The sequence below is a fragment of the Robertmurraya kyonggiensis genome (genome assembly GCF_005116465.1).
GTDB lineage: Bacteria > Bacillota > Bacilli > Bacillales > Cytobacillaceae > Robertmurraya > Robertmurraya kyonggiensis.
This window is the reverse complement of sequence record NZ_SWBM01000001.1, coordinates 1,123,536-1,146,443: the sequence shown is the minus strand read 5'-3', so window position 1 is coordinate 1,146,443 and position 22,908 is coordinate 1,123,536. Positions and strand designations below refer to the sequence as shown.

The following is a 22,908-nucleotide window of genomic DNA, read 5'->3' as shown; positions in this document are numbered from 1 at the left end:
TTCAATCCCTCATTACTTCTTCAACAAAACGACTCGTTATTTGCTGCGGTCTAGTGATTGCTCCACCTACCACAACAGAGTATGCACCAATGCGAAGTACATTTTTTGCCATTTCTGGAGTGATGATATTTCCCTCAGCAACAATTGGTATTGAGACATTCTTAAGGATTGTTTTTAAAAATTCAAAATCATTCTCATATAGTTTATATCCTTTTGTCTCTTTTGTATATCCATATAAGGTTGTTGATACACAATCAAACCCTAATTGTTCTGCTTGTATAGCGTCTTCTACGGTAGCGATGTCTGCCATCAGTTGAACTTTTGCGTTTTTTTCTCGAACATACGAAACTAATTCTAATAATGTTGTTTCATTAGGACGCTCTCTCAGTGTTGCGTCCATAGCAATCATTTCACAACCTGACTCTATTAGTTCATCAACTTCTTTTTTTGTAGCAGTTATAAAGACTTCGCTGTCTGAATAGTCTCTTTTTACTATTCCAACAACAGGAAGATTCACTTCTTTCTTAATTGAAATTATATCTTGTTTCGAATTAGCTCGAATACCTACAGCTCCTCCTAACTTTGCAGCCAGTGCCATTTTTGACATAATATATGAACTATGAAGTGGCTCGTTTTCTAGTGCTTGACAAGAAACAACAAGTCCATGGGATATTTGTTCTAACATATAGAAGTCACCTACTAAGTCTGTAATTTTTACTTGATGTTCTATTACGGTTGAGTCATAAAAAACAGTTATCTATCTTGTTAATATAGTAGAATTTCTCAATAAAATCTTTTCTTTTGACAGCTTAACTGAACTTGGAAATCAATACTGTAGTCTCCTACAAATATTCAGAATCAATATTAGAGTGGAGGTAGCAAAGCACTTGGCTAAATATTTTTAAAACCGTGAGTTAATTACGATTTACTATTCCTCCACCCATTCGCTGATTATTTAATTCTATTTATCTCATTCTTTAAAATCTCTGCAAGTGCTCCATATACTACTTGAACACCAGACCCCATTTTAAAAATACCTTTTGCTTTTAGTTGTTCTTTCCATATGGAATCTTCTGCAACTATGCTTGTATCTTTTACTGTTACCCTTAGTCTAGTAATGCATGCATCTACATCAACTAGGTTCTCTCTACCACCTAATGCAGAAATTACTTCTTCTATATCGATGTCTTTTAAGAGAGCGTCCTTTTTTGTATATAATTTATTTTCAGAATCCTCACCACGTCCTGGAGTTTTCAGATTCAATTTAACAATGAGGATTTTAAATACATAGTAGTAGATAATGGCTGTTGGAATTCCCAATATCAAAATCCAGATGTAGTTTGTTTTATCATTACCTTGTAATAGACCGAATAAGGTAAAATCTATAATTCCCCTTGAAAAAGTTACACCTACTGCTACATCAAGAGCATATAACACTGCGTAAGATATACCCTCTAAGACAGCATGTATTCCGTACAGCAGTGGAGCAACAAATAAGAATGTAAACTCAATTGGCTCAGTTATACCTGTTATAAACGATGTTAGAGCTGCAGAAAATAATAGGCCCCCAACTATTTTCTTGTTTTTGCTATCAGCAGTTCTATACATGGCAAGAGCAGCTGCTGGTAAGCCGAACATCATTGGTAAATATCCGCCTGTAAAATACTTTGTAGCTTCTGCAGAAAATTGTGTAACAGTAGGATCAGCTAACTGAGCAAAGAAAATACTTTGACCACCTTGAACTAGTTTTCCTGCTACCTCTAATTCTCCTCCGAGTGAAGTGTACCAAAATAGCGGATATATCGCATGGTGAAGTCCGAATATATTAAGAAGACGCATTAAAGTACCATAGAAAAACATTCCGATCGGACCCGTTCTACCAAAGAACTCAGAGAATGTTGAAATTCCGATGTGAATATAGGGCCAAATAAATGGAATGATGACTCCGATGATACTTATTGCTAATACTGAAATAATCGGAATAAATCTAACTCCAGAGAAAAATGATAAGGCTTCTGGAAGTTTCTTATCATAATAGCGATTAGCTAAAAAGGCCACAAGTAGACCAACGATTATTCCTCCAAGGACCCCAATTCTAACGGTGAAAATTCCAAGTTCATATCCATATACATTTGCTTGTTTTGCAGCTTCAACAGGATCTAGACCAATAGATAAGAAATATTCTACAGAAGTAGTGTCAGGAGTATGACCAAGAAAACCTAAAATGGTGCTAATAATAGTATGCATGACAAGGAAAGCGATGGAAGCTGATAAACCAGCAGCCCCTTTTTCCTGCAATGCCAAACCCGAAGCAATCCCAACTGCAAATATGAGCGGTAAATTACTAAAGACGATATTTCCTATTGCGGACATCGTACTTAAAACGTAGAACAAAAATGTCCCTTCTCCTAAGATTCCAGTTAGCCCATAAGTTTCAACCATTAGAGGATTTGTAAATGCTGCTCCAATTCCTAGCATCAATCCCGCTATAGGAAGAACTGCAATGGGGATCATGAAGGCCTTTCCTAAACGCTGAAGTTTTTCAAACATTCTAATCCCTCCATTTAATTGTTTTGTTTGAGGTTTACGGAGTACTCAAACATATGCTGTTAAACCCAAGAAAGAAATTTATTATCATCCTCCTCTACTATGTGTAAATTATTTTCATTATTAATTATATAAGATTAATAGAAATAATTGCACAATTTTTTTAAATTATCTTAATTTTCATTTTAGAAATAGAAAAAAGCACAACCACCCTAAGGCAGTTATGCTTCTTGTAGTATACGTTCTTCTTCTTTTGTTTCTACTTTCTTTACTAGCCCAAGTGTTTCTGCTGTGGAAGTGTGGACTTCTTGTAGCAGCTCTGGGTTGTTCATTAGTGAGACTCCATAGGATGGAATCATTTCTTTGATTTTTGTTTCCCATTTGTTCATTTGTTCTGGGAAACACTTGCAAATAACTTCAAGCATGACGTGAACGGCTGTGGATGCTCCTGGTGAAGCTCCAAGTAAAGCTGCAACTGAACCGTCTGCTGCAGTGATCACTTCTGTTCCGAATTGAAGTGTACCTTTTCCTGCTGGTGTATCCTTAATAACCTGTACCCGTTGCCCAGCTACGATTAAATCCCAGTCCTCTGATTTAGCGTTTGGAATGAACTCACGAAGCTCTTCCATCCGTTGTTCCTTTGATAATAGGACCTGCTCGATTAAATACTTGGTCAATGGAATCTCTTTGACTCCAGCTGCAAGCATTGTTACAAGATTATCCGGTTTGACGGAAGTAACCAAATCGAAATTTGAACCAGTTTTAAGGAACTTTGGTGAGAATCCTGCAAACGGTCCGAATAGTAATGATTTTTGGTTATTGATAAAGCGTGTGTCTAAATGCGGTACTGACATTGGTGGTGCACCAACCTTTGCCTTCCCGTATACTTTCGCATGATGCTGTGCGACGACCTCTGGATTGTTGCATACCATAAAGAGCCCGCTAACTGGAAATCCGCCAATATGCTTTCCTTCAGGAATCCCTGTTTTTTGAAGCAAATGAAGGCTTCCGCCACCTCCGCCGATGAAGACAAACTTGGCAGTATGGCGCTCGCTTATGCCCGTTTCCTCGTTCCTCACCTTCAACTCCCACTGACCGTCTGCAGTGCGCTTGATATTTTTCACACAATAGTGATAGTTAAGTTCGACATTTTGACTTTCTAAATAGTCAAATAGCATACGTGTTAAAGCACCAAAGTTAACGTCGGTTCCAGTATCAATTTTTGTTGCCGCGATCTGCTCGTCCGCATCACGGTCGTGCATGATGAGTGGAATCCACTCTAACAGCTTCTCGGGGTCATCGGAAAATTCCATTCCCTTGAAAAGTGGATTATTCGACAGTGCTTTAAAGCGATTTCTTAAAAAAGTGACATTATCTTCCCCTTGGACAAAGCTCATATGAGGCAGTTGTCGGATAAAGTCTTCTGGATTATGTATCAACTTACTTTTCACAAGATAGGACCAGAATTGCATCGATTCCTGGAATTGCTCATTGATATTAATTGCTTTCGTAATATCAACCGTGCCATCTGGTTTTTCGACTGTGTAATTAAGTTCACAAAGTGCGGCATGACCAGTCCCTGCATTGTTCCATTCGTTCGAGCTTTCCTCTCCTGGACTTGCGAGTTTCTCAAATACAGTAATGTTCAAGTTTGGTGCTAGTTCTTTGAGCATCGTCCCCAACGTTGCACTCATGATTCCGGCACCAATTAAGATAACGTCTGTCTTCGTTTCTCCGTTGATCATTTCTACCATCCCTATACGTCTAGAATTCGCAGATCGATGTAAGCGCTCCCCTTTAAGCACTATTACAAGCTAGTCCGAGAACTAGCTGTACATCTGCTCTGTGGCATTTACTGTCTTCTATAGTTTATCAGAATTTTTTCTAGATTAAAATATTTATTTACTATTATAATAGTTCAATTACTTTTTATCTGTTAAAAAGGGATTTGTTTATCAATCAGAATGAACTAAATGATTTTTTACAATAATAATGAAAGCGTTCGCTTTTTGTGTTTGAAAAAAAGTCTTAAGATGGCCATATTTCACGGAACGCCTATCACTTGTGAACTTTTCACATAGAACCATACAATTGCCCTTCGGATGGCTCTTGACAAAAGAATGTTATTCAAGTGATAATGTTTACTCGATTAGAATTATTACAACTAACTAATCATAATAAAAAATGATTGATTGGTTATTCATATTTCTGTCGATAATGATATATAAAAACAATCTAGGAGGAACTTAAAAATGTCATTAATCGGAAAAGAAGTACTACCATTCACAGCAAATGCATACCAAAACGGTGAATTCATCACTGTATCTGATGAGAATTTCAAAGGAAAATGGAGCGTTGTTTGCTTCTACCCTGCAGATTTCACTTTCGTTTGCCCTACTGAGCTTGAAGATTTACAAAACCAATACGCTACATTAAAGGATCTTGGAGTAGAAGTATACTCTGTTTCTACAGATACTCATTTCACTCACAAAGCTTGGCATGATCATTCAGATGCAATCGGTAAGATTGAATACATAATGATTGGTGACCCTTCTCAAAAGATCACTCGCGGATTCGACGTTCTTGATGAAGAAGAAGGTCTTGCACAACGCGGAACTTTCATCATCGATCCAGATGGTATCGTTCAAGCAATGGAAATTAATGCTGATGGTATTGGCCGTGACGCTAGCACATTAGTAAACAAAATCAAAGCTGCACAATATGTTCGTAACAATCCAGGTGAAGTTTGTCCTGCTAAATGGCAAGAAGGTGCTGCAACTCTTAAGCCAAGCCTTGATCTTGTAGGAAAGATTTAAGGAGAAGGTAAGATGTTATTAGATGCAGATATTAAAGCACAGTTAGCCCAATATCTTCAGATGATGGAGGGCGACATCTTACTTAAGGTGAGCGCTGGCGAAGATCAAGTATCTCGTGAAATGCTTGAATTAGTAGATGAATTAGCAACGATGTCTTCTCATATTAAAGTTGAGAAAACTATATTAGAGAGAACTCCAAGCTTTAGTGTCAACCGTATTGGTGAGGATACTGGTGTTGTTTTTGCTGGTGTACCACTTGGTCACGAATTCACTTCCCTTGTACTTGCCCTTCTTCAGGTAAGTGGACGTGCTCCTAAAGTGGATCAGAAAGTGATTGATCAAGTAAAAAAGGTTTCAGGTGAGTATCATTTTGAATCTTACATTAGCTTGAGCTGTCATAACTGTCCGGATGTTGTACAGGCGTTAAACGTGATGAGCGTGTTAAACCCGAACATCCGCCATACGATGATTGATGGGGCTGCTTTTAAAGAAGAAGTCGACAGCAAAGAAATCATGGCTGTACCAACTGTTTTCCTAAACGGAGAATCTTTCGGTAGCGGACGTATGTCTCTTGAAGAGATCTTAGCAAAATTAGGTACTGGTCCTGATGCTTCTGAATTTGCTGATAAAGATCCATTTGATGTGCTTGTTATCGGTGGTGGCCCTGCTGGTGCTAGTGCGGCTGTTTATGCAGCTCGTAAAGGTATCCGCACTGGGATTGTTGCTGAACGTTTTGGCGGTCAAATCATGGATACACTTGGGATCGAGAACTTCATTAGTGTGAAACACACAGAAGGTCCTAAGCTTGCTGCTAGCCTTGAAGAGCATGTAAAAGAGTATAATATTGATATCATGAACTTACAACGTGCGAAGAGCCTTGAGAAGAAGGAACTTGTTGAGGTTGAGCTTGAAAACGGTGCTGTTCTTAAGAGTAAGACGGTTATCCTTTCTACTGGTGCTCGCTGGCGTAATGTTGGCGTTCCTGGTGAAGCTGAGTTCAAGAACAAAGGTGTAGCTTACTGCCCTCACTGTGATGGTCCTCTATTCGAAGGTAAGCGTGTTGCTGTTATCGGTGGAGGTAACTCAGGGATTGAGGCAGCTATCGATTTGGCTGGAATTGTGAAACATGTAACAGTTATCGAGTTTGCTCCTGAGTTAAAAGCAGATTCTGTTTTACAAGAGCGTCTTTTCAGCTTACCAAACGTAACGGTTATCATGAACGCAGCTACAACTGAAATTACGGGTAAGGATAAAGTAAACGGAATTTCTTATCAGGATCGTGCTACTGGTGAAGTTCATCATGTGGAACTTGAAGGTGTCTTCGTTCAAATCGGTCTTGTACCAAACACCGACTGGTTAGGCGATACAATCGAAAAGACTCGTATGGGTGAAATCGTGGTCGATAAGCACGGTTCTACAAGCATCCCTGGTGTATTTGCAGCAGGTGACTGTACAGATAGTGCTTATAAGCAAATCATTATTTCCATGGGTTCAGGTGCAACTGCAGCATTAGGTGCATTTGATTACTTGATTCGTAATTAATAGATAGAAAAAAGAGGATGTCCCAAGGCCTAGCTTTTGGGACATTCTCTTTTTCTGTTTGCTCTATAAGTTTATTTCCACTCCAGGGTGATCTTGCAATAATTGACTTCATTAACGCTTCATGCGGATAGCTCTCACTAGATTCTTGCAATAGTTGTCTTCATGAACGCGGCATGCGAACACTAATCACTGCCTTTCCCAAATCAGTGTCTTCATGCGCGCTTCATGCGGACACTATTCACGGCCTTTCCCAAATCAGTGTCTTCAACGTACTGTTCTATTTGAAAAGCCAAAAATTATCTGGATGAATGTCATTTCTATCCCTGCAAAAATAGATTGCATTTTCATCACGGAAAGTAAGCTTTACATTCATATCATCACCTATTATACTTATCTTATGTAAAGTTAACTTTCCATTAGGCGGGTGAACAAGTGAAAAACCGTTTAGAAAAAATCCGTAAACAACACGGAATTAATCAAGAAGAATTAGCAAAAGCACTTGAAGTTTCAAGGCAAACTATCGGTTCGCTAGAAAACGGACGTTATAATCCATCGATTCTTTTAGCATTCAAGATTGCACGTTTTTTTGATATGACTATTGAAGAAATCTTTATTTATGTGGAGGACGAAAAGGTATGAAAAAAATTTTTTCCGCTTATATTCTTACCATAGTAGGTGTAGGACTACTAACAGGTGGTCTGTACTTCATCATAGCAATTGAAAATCCACAAGGTTTGTTGGGGGCATTGCCTTATATCTGTGTTGGACTGGGCTGTGCTGTTTTTGGTCATGGTTTGGGAGAAATTATCCTCCAAAACGCAATGAAGAGGGCTCCCGACGCAGCAAAACAGCTAGAGATTGACATGAAAGATGAGCGTAATTTGGCAATCGCTAATCAGGCAAAAGCGAAAGCATATGACATGATGGTTTTTGTGTTTGGAGCGTTAATGTTTTCATTTGCCTTGATGGGTATAGATTTACTAGTGTTATTACTATTTGTTTTTACCTATCTGCTTGTCATTGTATATAGCACTTATTATCGTTTCAAGTTTAATAAAGAGATGTAATAAAATGAGTAAACGAACAATGATACTTTTTCACTCCTCCAAAGGAAGCTAGGGAATCAATTGCATTGAAACGAGGTGATGAATATGGCACATGAAGCAAAAAAGCTTATACCCGGTTTAGGCACTCTAGTTAAGATACAACCTGACGAGGTTAGTTTTCAAATTGAACACCAAGCTGATTCTACTGCAACTACACTACCTGAGTTAGTTTCAGACTTTAACAAGTTATTAGAAAAGCTTCAAGAAGCAGGTATTATGAAGAAGCAATAGTCCTTAATTAGTTCAGGAGCAAAGGAGAGACTGTACGAAACTTACCATTCTCTCCTTTGAAACAAAGCCCTATCGAAAATCAACTATTACGTAATCTGTATTAATGTACAGGAAGTACCTATTCATATTTGATTGTAGCGTTAAATAATTTTAACATTTTCAAAAAGCTAAATTTATTTAAAAGTGATTATGTTTTTAATAGATTATACGGTAGCTCGTTCACGACTCTCCCTTTTCTCCCTACTGTTGTAGTTGCGCAACTTAAAGAGTTCAAAATTGCCTCTTCCGTAGATTCCGCTGCCGCAGTAAAAAGTGAATTCAGCACTGTGTTGTCTTCTCTTAACTGACTAAATGTTTCTTTATGATCAACCGAGAAATGTGGAATTGTCTGTGCTGTTGAAAAAGCAATGACAATATCTCCACTCCCATTACTCATATGACTGCCTGTTCTCCCTAAACCAATCCCGCATCTTTTCGCCAATCTCTGTAGCTGCCGTTCATTGAGAGGTGCATCTGTGGCAAGAACGATAATAATGGAACCATCTGTTTGTGAATCCGTGACTTCCAGATCAGTCTGAGTTTGAATAAAGCGATTATAATTTTCCAATTCTTCTGTTTTGCCGAAATTACTTAGAACTAGACAACCTACTGTATAATCCACCACCCCTTCGTTTTTAACGATTCTTGAGGAACAACCAATTCCCCCTTTATAGCCGAAACAGACCATTCCAGTGCCTGCGCCAACTGCCCCTTCTTCAGCTTTGTCAGTTGAAGCTTTCTGGATTGCCTCTTTTGCATGTTCAGGTTTTACTGGCATTGTCCGTATCGAATTGAGGTAACTATCATTGCATTCCCCTACGACAATATTTACAGTACCGGTAGATTCACCGATTTCTGGGTTTCGTTCGAGGAGATACTCTAGGGTCCCTTGCGTTACAGCTGGAACCCCAAATGTATTGGTTAGCATAATTGGAGACTCTAATCTTCCTAATTCGTTTAGTTGTACGAGTCCCGTTGTTTTTCCAAAACCATTAAAGACATAGCTTGTTGCGACAACCTTCTCTTGAAAAATATTCCTTTCGTGTGGGAGAATGGCAGTTACCCCTGTACAAGCCCACTCATCTTCTTCGGTTGAAAGTGGATATTGAAGGGTGACATGGCCGACATGGACTCCTTTTACATCGGTTATGCAATTGTTCGAACCAGTTGGTTGTTGTCCTATCTTTAAGCCTAATTCTCTTATTTTCTTTCTAGACATTGGAAATCACCCCTCAGAAATATTTGCTCCTATACTTGTATCTATTGGTTTAAAACTACCTATCTAATTTTAACGATAATTTTGCCTTTTGCTCTACCCAACTCCGCATATTCCATTGCTTTTTGTGCATCTTCGAATGGAAATACTCTGTCTATTACAGGCTTGATTTTACCACCCTCGATATAGTTTGCTATCGTACGTAATTGCTCTCCACTTGGTTTCATAAACAAAAATGAATATTGAACATTGTGCTTTTTTTCAAGTGCAGTAAGTTTACTACTTGCTAGTGAAAACAACATCTGTTTTAAAAATCCTGAACCATACTCTTGTGCAAAACGAGCATTGGGCAGACCAGAAACGGAAACTATTTTTCCACCATCTTTTATGACCTCGAAAGATTTTTCTAGGTTCTTACCCCCGAGTGTATCAAATACGGCATCATAGTTTTTCAATTTTTCTTCAAATTTTTCAGTTTTATAATTTATAATTTCATCTGCTCCAAGAGATTCTACTAACTTGGCCCCGACTTCACTAGCAGTTGTTGCAACAGTTGTTCCCATCAGTTTTGCCAGCTGAATTGCAAACGTGCCGACACCACCAGCTCCAGCATGTATCAAAATCTTTTGTCCCTTTTGCAATTGGATGATGTCATGAAAAGCTTGATAGGAAGTTAACCCTACCAATGGAATCGATGCAGCTTCCTCAAAGCTCAAATTTTTTGGTTTTAAGGCGATGTCGTCTTCATGAATCGCGATGTATTCTGCAAAAGTACCGATGTTATCCTTACGTGGACGGGCATAAATTTCATCGCCAATTTTGAACCGAGTCACCTTTGAACCAACCTTAACAACGACTCCAGAGAAATCATTTCCAAGGATAAGTGGCATTTTATATTTAAGTAGCATTTTCACTTTTCCATCGCGTATTTTAAAATCAATCGGGTTAATACTTGCTGCATGGATTTCTGCCAGTACCTCATGCTCCCCAATTTTTGGTGTGGGTATTTCTGTCATACGCATTGGGAATTTCCCGTAGCGCTCTATAATCATTGCTTTCATTACCTATTCCTCCAAATTTATTTCGATTTTTTCAATAATAGTCCTGCATGAATTTTTCAATATCCAACACAAGTGTTTTTATTAGATCAAATTTTGTACGAACATTTATATAGTAAAAGTTTTTTGTCCCTTCTTTTCGCATTAGAATAACACCAGCTTCTCGCAAAATTTTTAGATGATGTGACACAGCAGGTCTAGAAAGATGTGTTTGTTCAGTGATTTCTCCCACTCGTAAGCCTGTCTGACAATCTGTTCCCATTAAAACTAATAAGATCGATTGACGCGTTTCATCACCAATGGCCAAGAGTACTTTTTGAGCATTTAGAAAATCCTCTTTGATCATATTTAGATGTTCCTGTTTATTCATTAATTTCAAAACCTCCCACAATCAGTTGAATCGTTTAAGTTGATGAACCATAATGCTGAATACAACATTATACGATCTACGAAACGGGTGCAATATTGAGAAAGAAAATCGAGACCATTCAATAAAAAGTAAATCCAAATGAACATAGCCAAAAGATAAAAGAAGCAATGCCATATAAGGCATCGCTTCTATATAGTTAAATACATATTTATGTATTTAGTTCTATTTACATTTTCCTCTATGGTTGAAATCAACTACGACAACCATGTATCCAAAGCTGTCTTGACACTAGAAAATGTGATCAAAGAAGAGAAATCAGTACCAATCTGCACCATTTTTTGAGCTAATTCAGGTCTGAGGCCAGTCAATACCATTTGGATACCCAATAGCTTCAACACTTCGCTCATGCGAAATACGAAGGTGGTGACTTCTGTGTCAACTGTATAAATTCCTGAACAGTCCAAGATTAGAGTGCTAATGTTCATGCTTCCTATCTTCGGTACCGTATGTTCCAGCAAGTGTTCAGTTCGATCAAGATCGATGGAACCGATTAATGGTAGAACGGCCACACCGTTTCGTAGTGGAACCACAGGTGATGCAAGTTCAAGTATTTCTTTTCTTATTTGATTGTGCTTTTCCGTATTATATCGTTCATAAGCAATAATCGAATCTGCTAAACTGATATCCAACACATAATCAAATCTTCCAATGATAAAGAAGCAATCTTTTAAGGAAAGGTTCAGCTCTTCCATCATGTTCATGAGTTTCTTTTGGAAAAATAGCCTAAACGCTGGATATGGTGCGACCAAACTTGATACTTTATTTAATGCGTAAGTTGATTCTTCTACATATATCTTGTGCCACTCTTTAAATTCGTTCGCAACAATTTCTTCTGACTCTAACTCCATTGCTTTTCCAAGGAAAGATACAAACTCCGTTTGGTATTTCAGATTTCTGTCTATGACTACTTGCGGAACCTCGAAAGGCAATGCATTCAGACTGTATTCCAGAAGTTGTCTAGCGATGTTTTCTGCATTATGTATTAAGGTTGTACTGAATTCGGTTTTGTTTGTCATCGTTTCCTCCTTAAACCGTCATAAATTTCTATATATCTATATTATAATGGTACATATTGAAAAAGTCGTAGTTTTTTTAACAAAACTATCCAATAAATAGATTGAAAGATTATACAAGTTTATCTAATGCATATAATCTCACAATATTATTCGTATCCTCTTCCTCATATTCTCGAATAAACTGCATAGGTGAGTTTTCGAGGATTTTTACGGATGGTATGTTATCCTTTTCAACAATAGCATTAGCCTTCATTAGCTCTAAATCATGCAAACAATATTGGAGTAATCCTTTCAATATATCCGAGCCATAGCCTTTTCCCCAATGACGTTCGGAAAATCGATATCCTACTTCACATTCATCTTTTTCAGTTTTAATTACAGCGCAAGTTCCGATTAAGGATGCATCACCTATTTTTGAAATAGCCATGATTAGAAGTTCCGAGTAATTATCGTCATAAGCCTTTATAACTTTTGAAAGCTCATCTGCGTTTTCCGTCTTTGTTTTCCCTCTTCCAATGATAAACCTCATAACATTTGGATTGCTTTGCATTTCGTGAAAATCTTCTAGGTCACTTAATTTAAATCTTCTAGTGTATAGACGTTCAGTTTCATAAAACATACTTAACTCCCTTTTAGATGTTTCAATCGATGTTATTATTTGCAACTATTACAAATGAACATGGATGCATCTTGATTCATAAAGATACGATTTCCGTGATGGAATGTTCGTATATCCGTTGATATAAATCCAACTTCGGACAATCTATCTTCTGTGTCATACCTTTTAGCTAACTCTTCAAAAACGTCTGTTTCCATTGTTCACTTCCCAATTAAATACTATTTTATGGTCATTATAACAAAAAGTAGAAACTTCAAACACATCTAAAAAAGCGACGCAAAGGTAAGTTTTGCGCCGCACATAAAATAAAGTTGACAGTTCATTACAAAATTTCAATATACCCTTCTGTCCCATGAACGCGAATTCGTTGACCATCCTTAATTAGTTTCGTTGCATTTTCTACTCCAACAACTGCGGGTAAGCCATATTCACGCGCGATAACTGCTCCGTGCGTCATCATTCCTCCCACTTCGGTAACGAGACCTTTTATAGAAACAAACAATGGTGTCCAACTAGGGTCAGTGAAGGCAGTGACTAAGATATCTCCATCTTCAAGATTAGCATCTTCCATTTTTAAAATAACTCGGGCACGTCCCTCGATCACTCCAGCCGAAACAGCTAGACCTACCATCGCATTAGCGGGTAGATTCTCACGTTTGTACTTCCCGGTAATAATTTCACCTTCTGACGTGATCACTCGTGGTGGAGTGAGTTTTTCGTATAATTTATACTCGTCTTTTCGGGTGTTAATAATCGCATAATCCAGTCTTTTCGAACGTACAAGTTCGAGCAGTTCTTCGAAAGAAAGATAGTAAATATCTTCTTTTTCAAGAAGTACACCTAGTCGAACAAGTTCTTCGGCTTCTTTTAGTAATGCCTGCTTATAAACGAAGTAGCGATTGATCATCGAGTATTTTGGATATTCACGATACCCAATATAGTTTCGAATGACATCGATCTTTTGCTTGGCTTCTGTAGCTTTTCGCTCACCATCTGGCAACTGTTTTAAGCGTTCAAGTAGCTCTTCTTCCTTCTTCAAAGCTTCGTGCTTTCCTTGTTCGAATTTTCTACTCGCCTCATTCGGTTCGAAATTTTTAATATTACTAAGAATCAACGGGACAAGTATTGAGGGTTCTTCCATCCAACGGTTTTTTGTAATATCGATTTCTCCAGCACATCTCATGCCGTATTTATTGAGATAAGCTAAAATTGCTTCCTTAGCTACTTGTCCACCTTCAAATTGTCCTAATTTTTCTAATGAATTTTCCTTTTTTACATGCTGTAGATAATCGATTACTTCTGGATAAGGACGAATGACATCCGCAACATCCATTAGCTCCAGACCCATTTCTGACGTAATATTGTTTGGCACAGATTGAGAAAGTGTGTCAGCTACACCTTTTTCTCCTAACCACTCATTCATTTTCTCATTTACCCATTCGGTAGCATTCTGTGCTGCCGTAATTACTTTCATACTATCTAGGTCCGATAAAATCTTTCTTAATTCTTGCAGGTCTTCTAGAATGAAATCAAATAATCCTGTACCAGTTTTCAATTGGATGTTCGCTTTCAAAATCTCAAGTGATCCTTCATATTTTTCTATCAAATCTGCAACAATGGTTGGATCGATTTGTTCCGGGATATTTGAAGTGAAAACGTTAGGATTCGGAGCCCTACCTTCAACCTGAACCATTTTTATAAAATTGTCTTTCGCTACGGCGGTCTTGAGCGCATCTTTTATAAGTGGGTCAGATTTCCCTAATGCTTCGATAATCATTTCTCTACTGCTTGGGACAGACAGCATTGGTGTGACATCCACAAACAATCTCCCGCCAGATTTTCGCATAGGTGCCGGAGTTGTTAACAAGAAGAATGACAAGCCCAACGGTTTCATAGCATCCGTCATCATTTGTTGATGACCTACCGAAACATAGACACGATTTTCCTCATCATTGGCTTCAGGTATTGGGTATAGAGTGGTGATTGGACGACTTTGGACAATGTAAAAAGTATCATCAACCAGACACCATTCGATATCCTGTGGCTTGCCGAAATGTGCTTCTATCTGCCTTCCGATCCGTGCTAATTGTAAAATTTGATCGTCCGTTAGAGTTTGTGAATCTTGCTGTATAGGTTCTAGTTGAAGTGTCTCTGTTCCGCCTTCTTTTCGACCAAAGATCGCTAATTTCTTTGTACCGATTCGCTTCTCGACGATTTTATCTTCTTGAACTTTGTAATTGTCGGCAGAAACTAGGCCAGAAACGAGTGCTTCTCCAAGACCATAACTAGCATCGATTGATAGTAGCTTTCGATTTGAGGTAATGGGATCAGCAGTGAAAAGAATTCCAGAAGCTTGAGGAAAAACCATCCTTTGTATCACAACAGATAAAAGAACTTGACTGTGTTCAAATCCATTTTGTATACGATAGATGACAGCACGTTCTGTAAAAAGAGAAGCCCAACATTTCTTAATATGGTTTAGGATCTCAGCAACACCTATGATATTTAAATAAGTGTCTTGTTGCCCAGCAAAAGAAGCGTGTGGTAAATCTTCCGCTGTTGCACTAGACCGTACGGCATACGAGTGTTGTTCACCAAGATGTTCTACATAACGAGTAACTTCTTTCACAAGTTCAGAAGGAACTTCTACTTGCGTAATAATTTGGCGAAGTTGCCTGCTGATTTCGCTAATCTGCTCTCTGTCTTCTGCATTTAATGTTGCCAAATGTTTTAGGAAAGTATGATATATTTCATTTTGTTCGATAGCTTTCTTAAATCCGTCTGTTGTCACACAAAATCCTTCAGGTACATGTATCCCTTCGATTTTTGACAATTCTCCTAGATTTAATCCTTTTCCACCAACAACGCTAAGCTGTGTTTTATCCATCTCTTGAAATCCAAGTACCCAAGAACTCAATCCACATCGCTCCTATCCCTTTATGTTCTATTGATTCTAACAGCATTAAATATGTATAAACAGTCTATAATGCATATATTTTGTATGCTATAATTAAAGTAGGAAGAGTACAATTTCCGGATTTTAGCCCCTTTTTATCATGTCTAATTCTCCTTAAATTATATAAAAAAAGCACTAACCCGAATTGGATTAATGCTTCTACTAGTTCAATATATACCCTTGAAATGTCACAAAAATTGCAAATAAGCATGCGGCTATGGACACAATTCCAATTCCTTTTCTCCCTTTTTTCAATTCTTCTATGCCGATGACCAATATAAAAAGTCCCATAAAGAACGTCATAAAGGGTTGTAACTCAAAATTTTTCGTAATTAATCCATAACTCGCCAAACATAAAGTGATGACACCAAAGATGATTTTCGCTAGTTTAAAAATAATTATCTCCTACTTTCCTATTAAAGATTTTGTTTTCAATATCCCCAAATCAACTGAAGTCTCTATATAGCCAACAATCTGATCAAAGGTAAATAACCTAGGAGATATGGATTTTCGTCACTTGAATTATATTTATGTAAGAATCCATCGTAATCCACTCTTCGAGTATAATCCTCTACGTACCTATGAAAAAATGTGAGGCATTTTTCTCTTCATATGCGAAAACAGCATCTGGTGCAATACTTCCGAGTAAAAATGCTGTCTTATCTTCAATCGATAATGCGTCTGCAATTCTATTCCCAATAATCATATGCATAATTCTTGAACCCAAAGTCTATACCCCCCTTTTAGAATATTTTAACAGAATTTTCTAATTGGTATAGGAGTTTGTATAAGAAAAGAGTGCAGATCATTACTGATTGCACTCTTTTTGATTCTATTTTGAACGACTGTTGTAATCAGCTTCGATTCCATGTTTCCAGCTACGGTCAATTTTTTTCTCTTTTCGAAAATTCATCACGGCCTCGTTTAGAACTTCATAGTTTAATTGCGTACCTTTTTCGTCTGCATGATAATCAACAGCAAAATCTTCACTAATACCAAAATTGGCTGCAGTTGTAACAGCATCAATATTTGCTCCTAGAAAAATAAACTGCCAGCCATCCTTCTCCTTATGGTGCTCAATCATCTTTTTGATTTTCGTTGCATTGTATTCCTTACTGGAATTCTCCATACCATCAGTGGTGATGACGAAAAGTACTTTTTCAGCACGTTCTTCCTCTTTCGTTTTCTTCTGGACATTGGCGATTTTTTGAATCGAAAATCCAATAGCATCGAACAACGCTGTTGTACCTGATACCTCATAGTCTTCTTCCGTTATTGGAGAAATGCCTTTGATGTTGAAACGGTCATGCAATAACTCATAATCGTGGTTGAAGATAACCGTGGTTACAACAGCTTCCCCTTCAGCTCCTTGCTGTTTTGTTAACATGGAATTATAACCACCAATGGTATCGCCCTCAAGGCCCGCCATCGACCCACTTTTGTCTAAAATGAATACTAATTCTGTTAAATCTTGCTTCATCTCTAATGTCCTCCATTCTTATGTTTATGAACTAAGGATAGCAAGATGAAGATTTGGATTGGTCGCTTTGAAAGCGACATTTTTTTATGCGCCTAACAACGGTTGGTCAAAGGAGAATAAGGCTTCGTTAATTTGATGAATGTTGTAGCTTTGCTCTTTGATAAAATATTCGATGATCACGTCAAATTTGCTACTACGAGAAAGCGTGTAACCCGCCGCAGACAGTAAATCATTCGTTTCATCTACGTCGAGTTGTAGCGCAATTGCAAATGCGATGACAGTTTTCTTTTTTGGCAAGTAATCTTCATCCGAGCGTATTTTAGAAAAAAGCCTACGGTCAATGTTTGCGCGCTTATATGTCTCTACATCTGTCATGTTCTTTTCATCAATCAAATGAAGCAACCTTTGGGAAAACGTTTCATCTAGATCCTCAACGATTTCAACTAAGCTGCTCATACTTTCTAATGGTGCCTCGTTAAAAACTATATGTTCTTCCCGTAAGCGATGAAAATGAATTTCTAATTCTTCCACATAGTTTTCATCGATAAATTCATTAATAGAAGTAAAAAGCTGTTTGCTTAATCCGAACGTTTTTTTATCAAAAACTACGAGATATACATGCATATCTGAACTCATGAGGAACTGACCTATGGCTGAAACAGCAATTTGTAGGGCTTCTTCCTTTGGATAACCGTAAATTCCTGACGAAATGAGTGGAAATGCGATTGATACACATTCGTTCTCTTTCGCAAGCTCTAGTGAATTGATGTAGGATGCCTTGAGTAGCTCAGCTTCGTGATGAGAACCTCCACTCCAAACGGGACCGGGCGTATGGATGATATACTTAGCTGGAAGCATAAATCCCTTTGTGATAACAGCTTCTCCGACTGGACATTGACCAATTATGTCACATGCTTTTTGAAGCTTCGCAATACCTGCTGCTTGAAAAACAGCTCCACAGACGCCACCACCCATCTTCAACTGAGTGTTTGCAGCATTGACAATTGCATCTACCTTCATTTTCGTTATATCATTTCGTACAATTTCGAGCGGCATTGGGGTTGCTCCTCTCTTTTTACCTTTATGATAAACGAAAATGGATTGAGAGAATACTATAATCTATTTCACACTTTGTTACTTCATAAGACATTGTTGATATTCCATATAGTACTTTAAGGTTCTTTGATAATGATTAGTAATCTCTTTCCTCATATTTTCATCCAAGTATAATTCTCCGTTATATGTTTTTTTATCGAATAGCTTCGATAAACTATTTCCCTCGTAATTTGAAAAATAATTTTCTAGTAAGTTTCTAACCGATTATAATGAATACAAACCGCCTTCAAGAAAGGAAAATAAGAATATGCGACATGATCAAATTGTTTGTTCGATCCCTACCTACACGACTGAGGATTCAGCCATTCGTCTTCCAATTTGCGGTAATTATGATTATTGGACTGCTTTAACTCACTATTTTCTACCCAAAGCAAATACGATTGAAATTCATTGCTGGAATGAGGAAATAGAGACTATTAAAGATGTTGAAGTTCTATTTAAGGATAAAAAGTATGAGGGGAATTTAACGATTTTTAGAGGAGAAAACGATTTTGCTCTTACTGATTATCTCTTGAAGGCACACTTAAATCGGTCTGGAGAGTTCAAATGGTTTACGGTAAATTTGGATATGGATACATCTTCTGTGTTTCATTCAGGTCACTGGGGTACTGAATTATTTGTACCGAATGCAACTGAAAGAGATATCGCATTTATCAAAAGTGTCATTCCGGATGAAACCATAATTGTTCAATATTAGCCTGACACCAGATTTCCTGGATGTCAGGCTAATTTCACTTACTTCGTTAATGTCTTGCTAAAAGCTTCTGCCAGTCCTTTACCAGCTTGTTCAAGAGCATCTTTCCCAAGGTCAATTAACTGCGACATGCTAACAAATCCGTGGAATGTTCCGTCATAACGAATGCAATCGACTTCAACACCCGCTTCTTTTAATTTTTCTGCATAGGCTTCGCCTTCATCACGTAACGGATCATATTCAGCTGTGATAACAATGGCTGGTGGAAGTCCGGTTAGATCTTCGAAAAACATAGGTGTAACCAGCGGGCTTAGTTTTTCTTCATTATTGTTTAAATAGCATCTCATGAACCATTTAATCAAATCGCCTGTAAGAAAATAGCCCTCTGCATTCTCGATACTAGAAGCAGTTGGTGTTGATACACCTGCTGCTGTACTTGGATAGAACAATACTTGATAACAAATCTTCGGACCATTGTCCTGTTTAGCAAGGTTCGTTACAACGACTGAAAGTGTAGCCCCTGCACTATCGCCTCCCACAGCAATCCGCGACGGATCAATTTGAAACTCCTCCGCATGTTCCTGAATATATTGGACGGATGCATAGGCATCATCCACCGCAGCCGGAAATTTATTCTCAGGAGCCAACCGATAATCAACGGAAATCGTCACACAGTTTGCATGGTTCGTTAATGCACGGCAGACACTATCATGAGAGTCCAAATCTCCAATAACCCAACCGCCTCCATGGAAGTAAACAAGCCCGGGATAACTTGTTTGTTCCTCTTTTGGATAATAGACTCGAACCTTGAGTTCTCCTCCAGGTCCTGGTATTGTTCGGTCTTCTACTTTACCTACTGGTTCCACATCCTCATTACGAGGTATGGCTTGTGAAGCTCTCAGCTGTTCAGCCGTTAAGGTTTCAAGAGGTGGCATTCCTAGCGCATTAATTTGTTCCAACACAAATTTCGATTTTGGCTCAACTGGCATTATGATCGCCTTCCTTTTTTAACAGAATTTTTGAATAATAAAACGTATAACTAGACCTTCTACCCTCCTTTTTTATAAAAAAATAGAGCTCACCTGTTAGATTTCAAGTAAGCTCCATTTCTCCGTCAAAATATGTACTTGCTATTAAAATACGACACTATGAAAGCGTTGTCATTATTAATGATATTCGTATTTACCACGATTATATTCCTTGTATTTTCTCGTCCGTATTATAAAATTTATACATGTCATATTAAAAGAGTGATTTGAATGAATACAAAAAGAAGATACGTATATTTTGTAGCGATTGTATTTGTGATAATTTTGGGACTGGCCTCTAGGAAATATGGTGAACTCCTCCTTCCCACATTTCTAGCTGAACACGCTGGTGATGCCCTATGGGCCATGATGGTCTATTTCGGATTCCGCTTTCTATTTGTTCAAAAAGGCATCCTTACAGCGGTCATGCTCAGTATTCTTTTCAGTTTCTCCATCGAATTCAGCCAAATGTATCGGGCAGATTGGATTAACCAATTGCGCAATACAATAATTGGCGCATTGATACTTGGTAAAGGGTTTCTTCTTGTGGATTTGGTTCGTTACACTCTTGGGATTATGTTTGGAACTATTTTAGATAAGTTGTTTAAACAACTTCGGTAAATTTATAATTTAGTTTTCTAAAATAAGACTCTTTCATTGTAACTTTATGTTTTTTCTACAGATGTACCCATTTAACCGGAGAAATTCCGTCTATTTTGATATATTAATAGATACCAGGTGAAATAGGCGGAGATTTTTCCCCAATTAACCTAAAAAGCGTTAAAATCATGAAAAATGTATAGATTAACTGAAAAAATTCCTCTTATTTATAGAGAACTAGATGAAATTCTTAATATAGGCGGAATTTTTACTTCTATTTCTCAATGTAAAAGGTTCAATACCCATCTTTAACAGAGAACTTAATAAAATAGAACCCGAGTGAAAATAACTTCACTGGGGTTCCTGAATTTCATAAACTACTATTCCGAATCACCAAATTAGTTGCGATGTAAATTTTCTTCGCGATCTTTCTTCCTGTAATACGTTCTAAGAGCGTATCAACTGCTGTCTCACCCATAATTTCGGTGTACACTTTTACCGTTGTTAAGGCTGGGAACACATATTTAGATACACTAAGGTCGTCCACTCCTATGATACTTACGCGATCCGGCACCGCTATCCCTTCTTCATGAAGTGCTCGTAATGCACCAATAGCAAGTAAATCATTGGCTGCAAAAAAAGCTGTTGGCAGCTTGTCTCCTAAATCTTTAATAGCCTTTTTCATCAATTTGTGTCCATCCTCCACAGAGAATGACCCAATATATAGATGATTTTCATGGTAGAGCTTCACATCCATCATATACGATTTGAACGTTTTTTCACGCATGTCCTCGATTTGGGCTGTTTGGTCCTTAAAAGTTTCTCGTCCACCAAGATAGCCAATCTTTTTGTGTCCTTTTTGGATAAAGTGATCCAATACGTTTTTCGTCACTTTTTCGAAATCAATGATTATCGCATCAAATCGGTCTTCATCTGGATTGGAATCCACGAACACAACATGGTTTGTCATCGCCGTTAATTGCTCAACCTGTTGATGGCTGAATTTCCCTACTGCGATAATCCCTTGGAGTTCCTCCGATTTCATCGCTTCGATGTTGTTATAATAGTTCATCACCTGAACATCCTGTTGTTCACAGCGTTGCTCAATACCTAAGCGAATCGACATATAATACAAATCGTTCAATTCTTCTTTCTCAGTATACCAATGAATAATCCCGATTTTAGTGGAAGCTGTCTTCTTCAAGGATTTCTTTTTATAAGACAATTCTTCTGCAATTTCAAAGATTCTTTTTCGCGTATCATCTGACACGGAAAGTGTGGAATCATAGTTCAAAACCCTTGATACGGTTGCTATTGAGACACCTGCTTTTTCTGCTATGTCTTTAATGGTTGCCATCGCTCTCTCCTTTCAACTAGATTACACCGAATCTATACGTTGTTACTGCGGTATATTCATTTCCTTTTACAAGGACAATTGTCGGAAAATGAGGGTGATGAATCGCATCAGGAAGTCCTTGTGTTTCTAGGCAAATTCCGAGATACGGTCGAGCTTGTACCCCTCTTATTTTAAAATCGCCATCCAATTGATTACTCGTATAAATTACCACTCCAGGTTGGTTCGTTTCAACCGTTAGTGTTCTACCAGACACTTCATCAACAAGATAAATTTCTTGGTCCTGATTCGAATGAAGAACAAATGGGTGGTCATAGCCTTTTCCCGCTAAGTGGTTTTGGGAAAAATCAGTCTCTGTCCCTGCTACTATTTTTTGTCCGTTTTGGAAATCAAACGGCGTACCAGATACATCTGCCAATTCTCCAGTTGGTAGTAGTTTTTCATCAATCGGTAAAAATTTGTCGCTCTTCAGCGATAAGGTATGATTTAAAATATCACGTTTGATATCGCCAGAAAGATTGAAGTAGGAATGATTTGTGCAATTAAGGATGGTATTTTTGTCGGAAACCCCATTGATCGTGATTGTAAATTCGTTTTCGTTATTTAGTAAATATTTTACTTCCATATTTAATGTACTAGGATATCCACCTTCGCCATCCTCACTAACATGGGTAAACACGACACCATTTTCAATCATTTCAGCTTGCCAAATCACTCGGTTGAACCCGTTGTGCCCACCGTGTAAGTGATTGCTATTTTCATTTTTTTCTAATGTAAAAGTTTGCCCATCCAATTCGAATTGCGCGCCTTTAATTCTTCCAGCAGTTCGGCCAACAATCGCTCCGAAATAAGCCGTATCATTTAAATATTCTTCAATGGTATCAAATCCCAGAACAACATTCTCAAGATTCCCATTTTTATCAGGTACTTGAATATCAGTGATGATACAGCCGTAATTGATACAACTTACACTCATACCGTTTCCATTCGTAATAGTATATAAAACTACTGAACGATTTTCGATTTCTCCAAACTTCTTCTTGCTTACATTCATTTGTAT

At 37.8% G+C, this 22,908-nt stretch carries 23 protein-coding genes and 1 pseudogene; 7 read left to right on the top strand and 17 right to left on the bottom strand.

The features are described 5' to 3' along the window. Window position 1 precedes the first annotated feature (1 nt). The 3 genes from FA727_RS05860 to mqo form a co-directional block, all read right to left on the bottom strand. Window positions 2–685, bottom strand: a complete 684-nt coding sequence (locus FA727_RS05860) for an N-acetylmannosamine-6-phosphate 2-epimerase (RefSeq protein WP_136829862.1) — start codon at window positions 683–685, stop codon at window positions 2–4. Between the two features lie 266 nt (window positions 686–951). Then, entirely contained in the window at window positions 952–2,550 is a 1,599-nt protein-coding gene (locus FA727_RS05855; RefSeq protein ID WP_136829860.1) for a PTS transporter subunit EIIC, read from the bottom strand. Between the two features lie 218 nt (window positions 2,551–2,768). Next, window positions 2,769–4,292: a malate dehydrogenase (quinone) gene (gene mqo / locus FA727_RS05850; RefSeq protein ID WP_136829858.1), complete on the bottom strand. Its 1,524-nt coding sequence runs from the start codon at window positions 4,290–4,292 to the stop codon at window positions 2,769–2,771. Window positions 4,293–4,799: 507 nt separating this feature from the next. On the opposite strand from mqo, the gene ahpC reads away from it, so the two are divergent. The 5 genes from ahpC (at window position 4,800) to FA727_RS05825 (ending at window position 8,242) form a co-directional block, all read left to right on the top strand. After that, a complete protein-coding gene (ahpC, locus tag FA727_RS05845) occupies window positions 4,800–5,363 on the top strand; it encodes an alkyl hydroperoxide reductase subunit C (RefSeq protein WP_136829857.1) in 564 nt (187 codons plus the stop codon). Window positions 5,364–5,375: 12 nt separating this feature from the next. Beyond that, the gene (ahpF, locus tag FA727_RS05840) at window positions 5,376–6,905 is read left to right on the top strand and encodes an alkyl hydroperoxide reductase subunit F (RefSeq protein ID WP_136829855.1); all 1,530 of its coding nucleotides are present in this window, start codon (window positions 5,376–5,378) and stop codon (window positions 6,903–6,905) included. Window positions 6,906–7,337: 432 nt separating this feature from the next. Further along, complete coding sequence (locus tag FA727_RS05835) at window positions 7,338–7,544, top strand: helix-turn-helix transcriptional regulator (RefSeq protein WP_136829853.1); 207 nt, start codon at window positions 7,338–7,340, stop codon at window positions 7,542–7,544. Continuing rightward, a complete protein-coding gene (locus FA727_RS05830) occupies window positions 7,541–7,972 on the top strand; it encodes a hypothetical protein (RefSeq protein WP_136829852.1) in 432 nt (143 codons plus the stop codon). The genes FA727_RS05835 and FA727_RS05830 overlap by 4 nt, the downstream gene beginning before the upstream one ends. Before the next feature lie 84 nt (window positions 7,973–8,056). Next, window positions 8,057–8,242: a hypothetical protein gene (locus FA727_RS05825; protein ID WP_136829850.1), complete on the top strand. Its 186-nt coding sequence runs from the start codon at window positions 8,057–8,059 to the stop codon at window positions 8,240–8,242. A 187-nt stretch (window positions 8,243–8,429) separates the two neighbouring features. Here the strand turns inward: FA727_RS05825 and FA727_RS05820 are convergent, their stop codons facing one another. The 11 genes and pseudogenes from FA727_RS05820 to FA727_RS05780 all read right to left on the bottom strand — a co-directional run bounded on the left by FA727_RS05820 (window position 8,430) and on the right by FA727_RS05780 (window position 18,112). Then, window positions 8,430–9,500: a P1 family peptidase gene (locus FA727_RS05820; RefSeq protein ID WP_136829849.1), complete on the bottom strand. Its 1,071-nt coding sequence runs from the start codon at window positions 9,498–9,500 to the stop codon at window positions 8,430–8,432. A 59-nt stretch (window positions 9,501–9,559) separates the two neighbouring features. Continuing rightward, window positions 9,560–10,558 carry an NADP-dependent oxidoreductase gene (locus FA727_RS05815; RefSeq protein ID WP_136829847.1) on the bottom strand — a complete coding sequence of 333 codons (999 nt, stop codon included), beginning with the start codon at window positions 10,556–10,558 and terminating at the stop codon, window positions 9,560–9,562. Between the two features lie 31 nt (window positions 10,559–10,589). After that, window positions 10,590–10,925: an ArsR/SmtB family transcription factor gene (locus tag FA727_RS05810; RefSeq protein WP_438646607.1), complete on the bottom strand. Its 336-nt coding sequence runs from the start codon at window positions 10,923–10,925 to the stop codon at window positions 10,590–10,592. A gap of 254 nt (window positions 10,926–11,179) precedes the next feature. After that, window positions 11,180–12,001 carry an STAS domain-containing protein gene (locus tag FA727_RS05805; protein WP_136829843.1) on the bottom strand — a complete coding sequence of 274 codons (822 nt, stop codon included), beginning with the start codon at window positions 11,999–12,001 and terminating at the stop codon, window positions 11,180–11,182. Between the two features lie 109 nt (window positions 12,002–12,110). Then, on the bottom strand, window positions 12,111–12,620 hold the full coding sequence (locus tag FA727_RS05800; protein WP_136829841.1) for a GNAT family N-acetyltransferase: 510 nt from the start codon (window positions 12,618–12,620) through the stop codon (window positions 12,111–12,113). 35 nt (window positions 12,621–12,655) lie between these two features. Further along, window positions 12,656–12,817 carry a hypothetical protein gene (locus FA727_RS23990; RefSeq protein WP_158318796.1) on the bottom strand — a complete coding sequence of 54 codons (162 nt, stop codon included), beginning with the start codon at window positions 12,815–12,817 and terminating at the stop codon, window positions 12,656–12,658. Between the two features lie 125 nt (window positions 12,818–12,942). Beyond that, window positions 12,943–15,537: a phosphoenolpyruvate synthase gene (ppsA, locus tag FA727_RS05795; RefSeq protein ID WP_136829839.1), complete on the bottom strand. Its 2,595-nt coding sequence runs from the start codon at window positions 15,535–15,537 to the stop codon at window positions 12,943–12,945. Window positions 15,538–15,738: 201 nt separating this feature from the next. Then, complete coding sequence (locus FA727_RS24715; RefSeq protein WP_246041791.1) at window positions 15,739–15,867, bottom strand: DUF3953 domain-containing protein; 129 nt, start codon at window positions 15,865–15,867, stop codon at window positions 15,739–15,741. Between the two features lie 197 nt (window positions 15,868–16,064). Then, window positions 16,065–16,303 (bottom strand): annotated as a pseudogene (locus FA727_RS23985) (zinc dependent phospholipase C family protein); the annotation flags it as partial. A 105-nt stretch (window positions 16,304–16,408) separates the two neighbouring features. Beyond that, window positions 16,409–17,056, bottom strand: a complete 648-nt coding sequence (locus FA727_RS05785) for a vWA domain-containing protein (RefSeq protein WP_136829837.1) — start codon at window positions 17,054–17,056, stop codon at window positions 16,409–16,411. A gap of 84 nt (window positions 17,057–17,140) precedes the next feature. Continuing rightward, on the bottom strand, window positions 17,141–18,112 hold the full coding sequence (locus FA727_RS05780) for a macro domain-containing protein (RefSeq protein ID WP_136829835.1): 972 nt from the start codon (window positions 18,110–18,112) through the stop codon (window positions 17,141–17,143). Between the two features lie 307 nt (window positions 18,113–18,419). On the opposite strand from FA727_RS05780, the gene FA727_RS05775 reads away from it, so the two are divergent. After that, window positions 18,420–18,869: a hypothetical protein gene (locus FA727_RS05775; RefSeq protein WP_136829834.1), complete on the top strand. Its 450-nt coding sequence runs from the start codon at window positions 18,420–18,422 to the stop codon at window positions 18,867–18,869. 38 nt (window positions 18,870–18,907) lie between these two features. On the opposite strand, the gene lipP1 is transcribed toward FA727_RS05775, so the two are convergent. Further along, the gene (gene lipP1, locus FA727_RS05770; RefSeq protein ID WP_136829833.1) at window positions 18,908–19,855 is read right to left on the bottom strand and encodes a LipP1 family hormone-sensitive lipase; all 948 of its coding nucleotides are present in this window, start codon (window positions 19,853–19,855) and stop codon (window positions 18,908–18,910) included. Between the two features lie 270 nt (window positions 19,856–20,125). Here lipP1 and FA727_RS05765 point away from each other — a divergent pair, with 270 nt between their 5' ends. Continuing rightward, window positions 20,126–20,515, top strand: a complete 390-nt coding sequence (locus FA727_RS05765) for a ribosomal maturation YjgA family protein (protein WP_136829831.1) — start codon at window positions 20,126–20,128, stop codon at window positions 20,513–20,515. 349 nt (window positions 20,516–20,864) lie between these two features. Here FA727_RS05765 and FA727_RS05760 read toward each other — a convergent pair whose 3' ends face one another. Both FA727_RS05760 and FA727_RS05755 read right to left on the bottom strand, forming a co-directional pair. Next, complete coding sequence (locus FA727_RS05760) at window positions 20,865–21,851, bottom strand: LacI family DNA-binding transcriptional regulator (RefSeq protein ID WP_136829829.1); 987 nt, start codon at window positions 21,849–21,851, stop codon at window positions 20,865–20,867. A 16-nt stretch (window positions 21,852–21,867) separates the two neighbouring features. After that, window positions 21,868–22,902 carry an aldose epimerase family protein gene (locus FA727_RS05755; RefSeq protein ID WP_136829827.1) on the bottom strand — a complete coding sequence of 345 codons (1,035 nt, stop codon included), beginning with the start codon at window positions 22,900–22,902 and terminating at the stop codon, window positions 21,868–21,870. Window positions 22,903–22,908 lie beyond the last annotated feature (6 nt).

Bases quoted from the DNA above. Each gene is read 5' to 3' on its own strand.
- FA727_RS05860 (WP_136829862.1), bottom strand. From the start codon at position 685: ATGTTAGAACAAATATCCCATGGACTTGTTGTTTCTTGTCAAGCACTA.
- FA727_RS05855 (WP_136829860.1), bottom strand. From the start codon at position 2,550: ATGTTTGAAAAACTTCAGCGTTTAGGAAAGGCCTTCATGATCCCCATT.
- mqo (WP_136829858.1), bottom strand. From the start codon at position 4,292: ATGATCAACGGAGAAACGAAGACAGACGTTATCTTAATTGGTGCCGGA.
- ahpC (WP_136829857.1), top strand. From the start codon at position 4,800: ATGTCATTAATCGGAAAAGAAGTACTACCATTCACAGCAAATGCATAC.
- ahpF (WP_136829855.1), top strand. From the start codon at position 5,376: ATGTTATTAGATGCAGATATTAAAGCACAGTTAGCCCAATATCTTCAG.
- FA727_RS05830 (WP_136829852.1), top strand. From the start codon at position 7,541: ATGAAAAAAATTTTTTCCGCTTATATTCTTACCATAGTAGGTGTAGGA.
- FA727_RS05825 (WP_136829850.1), top strand. From the start codon at position 8,057: ATGGCACATGAAGCAAAAAAGCTTATACCCGGTTTAGGCACTCTAGTT.
- FA727_RS05820 (WP_136829849.1), bottom strand. From the start codon at position 9,500: ATGTCTAGAAAGAAAATAAGAGAATTAGGCTTAAAGATAGGACAACAA.
- FA727_RS05815 (WP_136829847.1), bottom strand. From the start codon at position 10,558: ATGAAAGCAATGATTATAGAGCGCTACGGGAAATTCCCAATGCGTATG.
- FA727_RS05810 (WP_438646607.1), bottom strand. From the start codon at position 10,925: ATGAATAAACAGGAACATCTAAATATGATCAAAGAGGATTTTCTAAAT.
- FA727_RS05805 (WP_136829843.1), bottom strand. From the start codon at position 12,001: ATGACAAACAAAACCGAATTCAGTACAACCTTAATACATAATGCAGAA.
- FA727_RS05800 (WP_136829841.1), bottom strand. From the start codon at position 12,620: ATGTTTTATGAAACTGAACGTCTATACACTAGAAGATTTAAATTAAGT.
- FA727_RS23990 (WP_158318796.1), bottom strand. From the start codon at position 12,817: ATGGAAACAGACGTTTTTGAAGAGTTAGCTAAAAGGTATGACACAGAA.
- FA727_RS24715 (WP_246041791.1), bottom strand. From the start codon at position 15,867: ATGGGACTTTTTATATTGGTCATCGGCATAGAAGAATTGAAAAAAGGG.
- FA727_RS05785 (WP_136829837.1), bottom strand. From the start codon at position 17,056: ATGAAGCAAGATTTAACAGAATTAGTATTCATTTTAGACAAAAGTGGG.
- FA727_RS05780 (WP_136829835.1), bottom strand. From the start codon at position 18,112: ATGCCGCTCGAAATTGTACGAAATGATATAACGAAAATGAAGGTAGAT.
- FA727_RS05775 (WP_136829834.1), top strand. From the start codon at position 18,420: ATGCGACATGATCAAATTGTTTGTTCGATCCCTACCTACACGACTGAG.
- lipP1 (WP_136829833.1), bottom strand. From the start codon at position 19,855: ATGCCAGTTGAGCCAAAATCGAAATTTGTGTTGGAACAAATTAATGCG.
- FA727_RS05765 (WP_136829831.1), top strand. From the start codon at position 20,126: ATGAATACAAAAAGAAGATACGTATATTTTGTAGCGATTGTATTTGTG.
- FA727_RS05760 (WP_136829829.1), bottom strand. From the start codon at position 21,851: ATGGCAACCATTAAAGACATAGCAGAAAAAGCAGGTGTCTCAATAGCA.
- FA727_RS05755 (WP_136829827.1), bottom strand. From the start codon at position 22,902: ATGAATGTAAGCAAGAAGAAGTTTGGAGAAATCGAAAATCGTTCAGTA.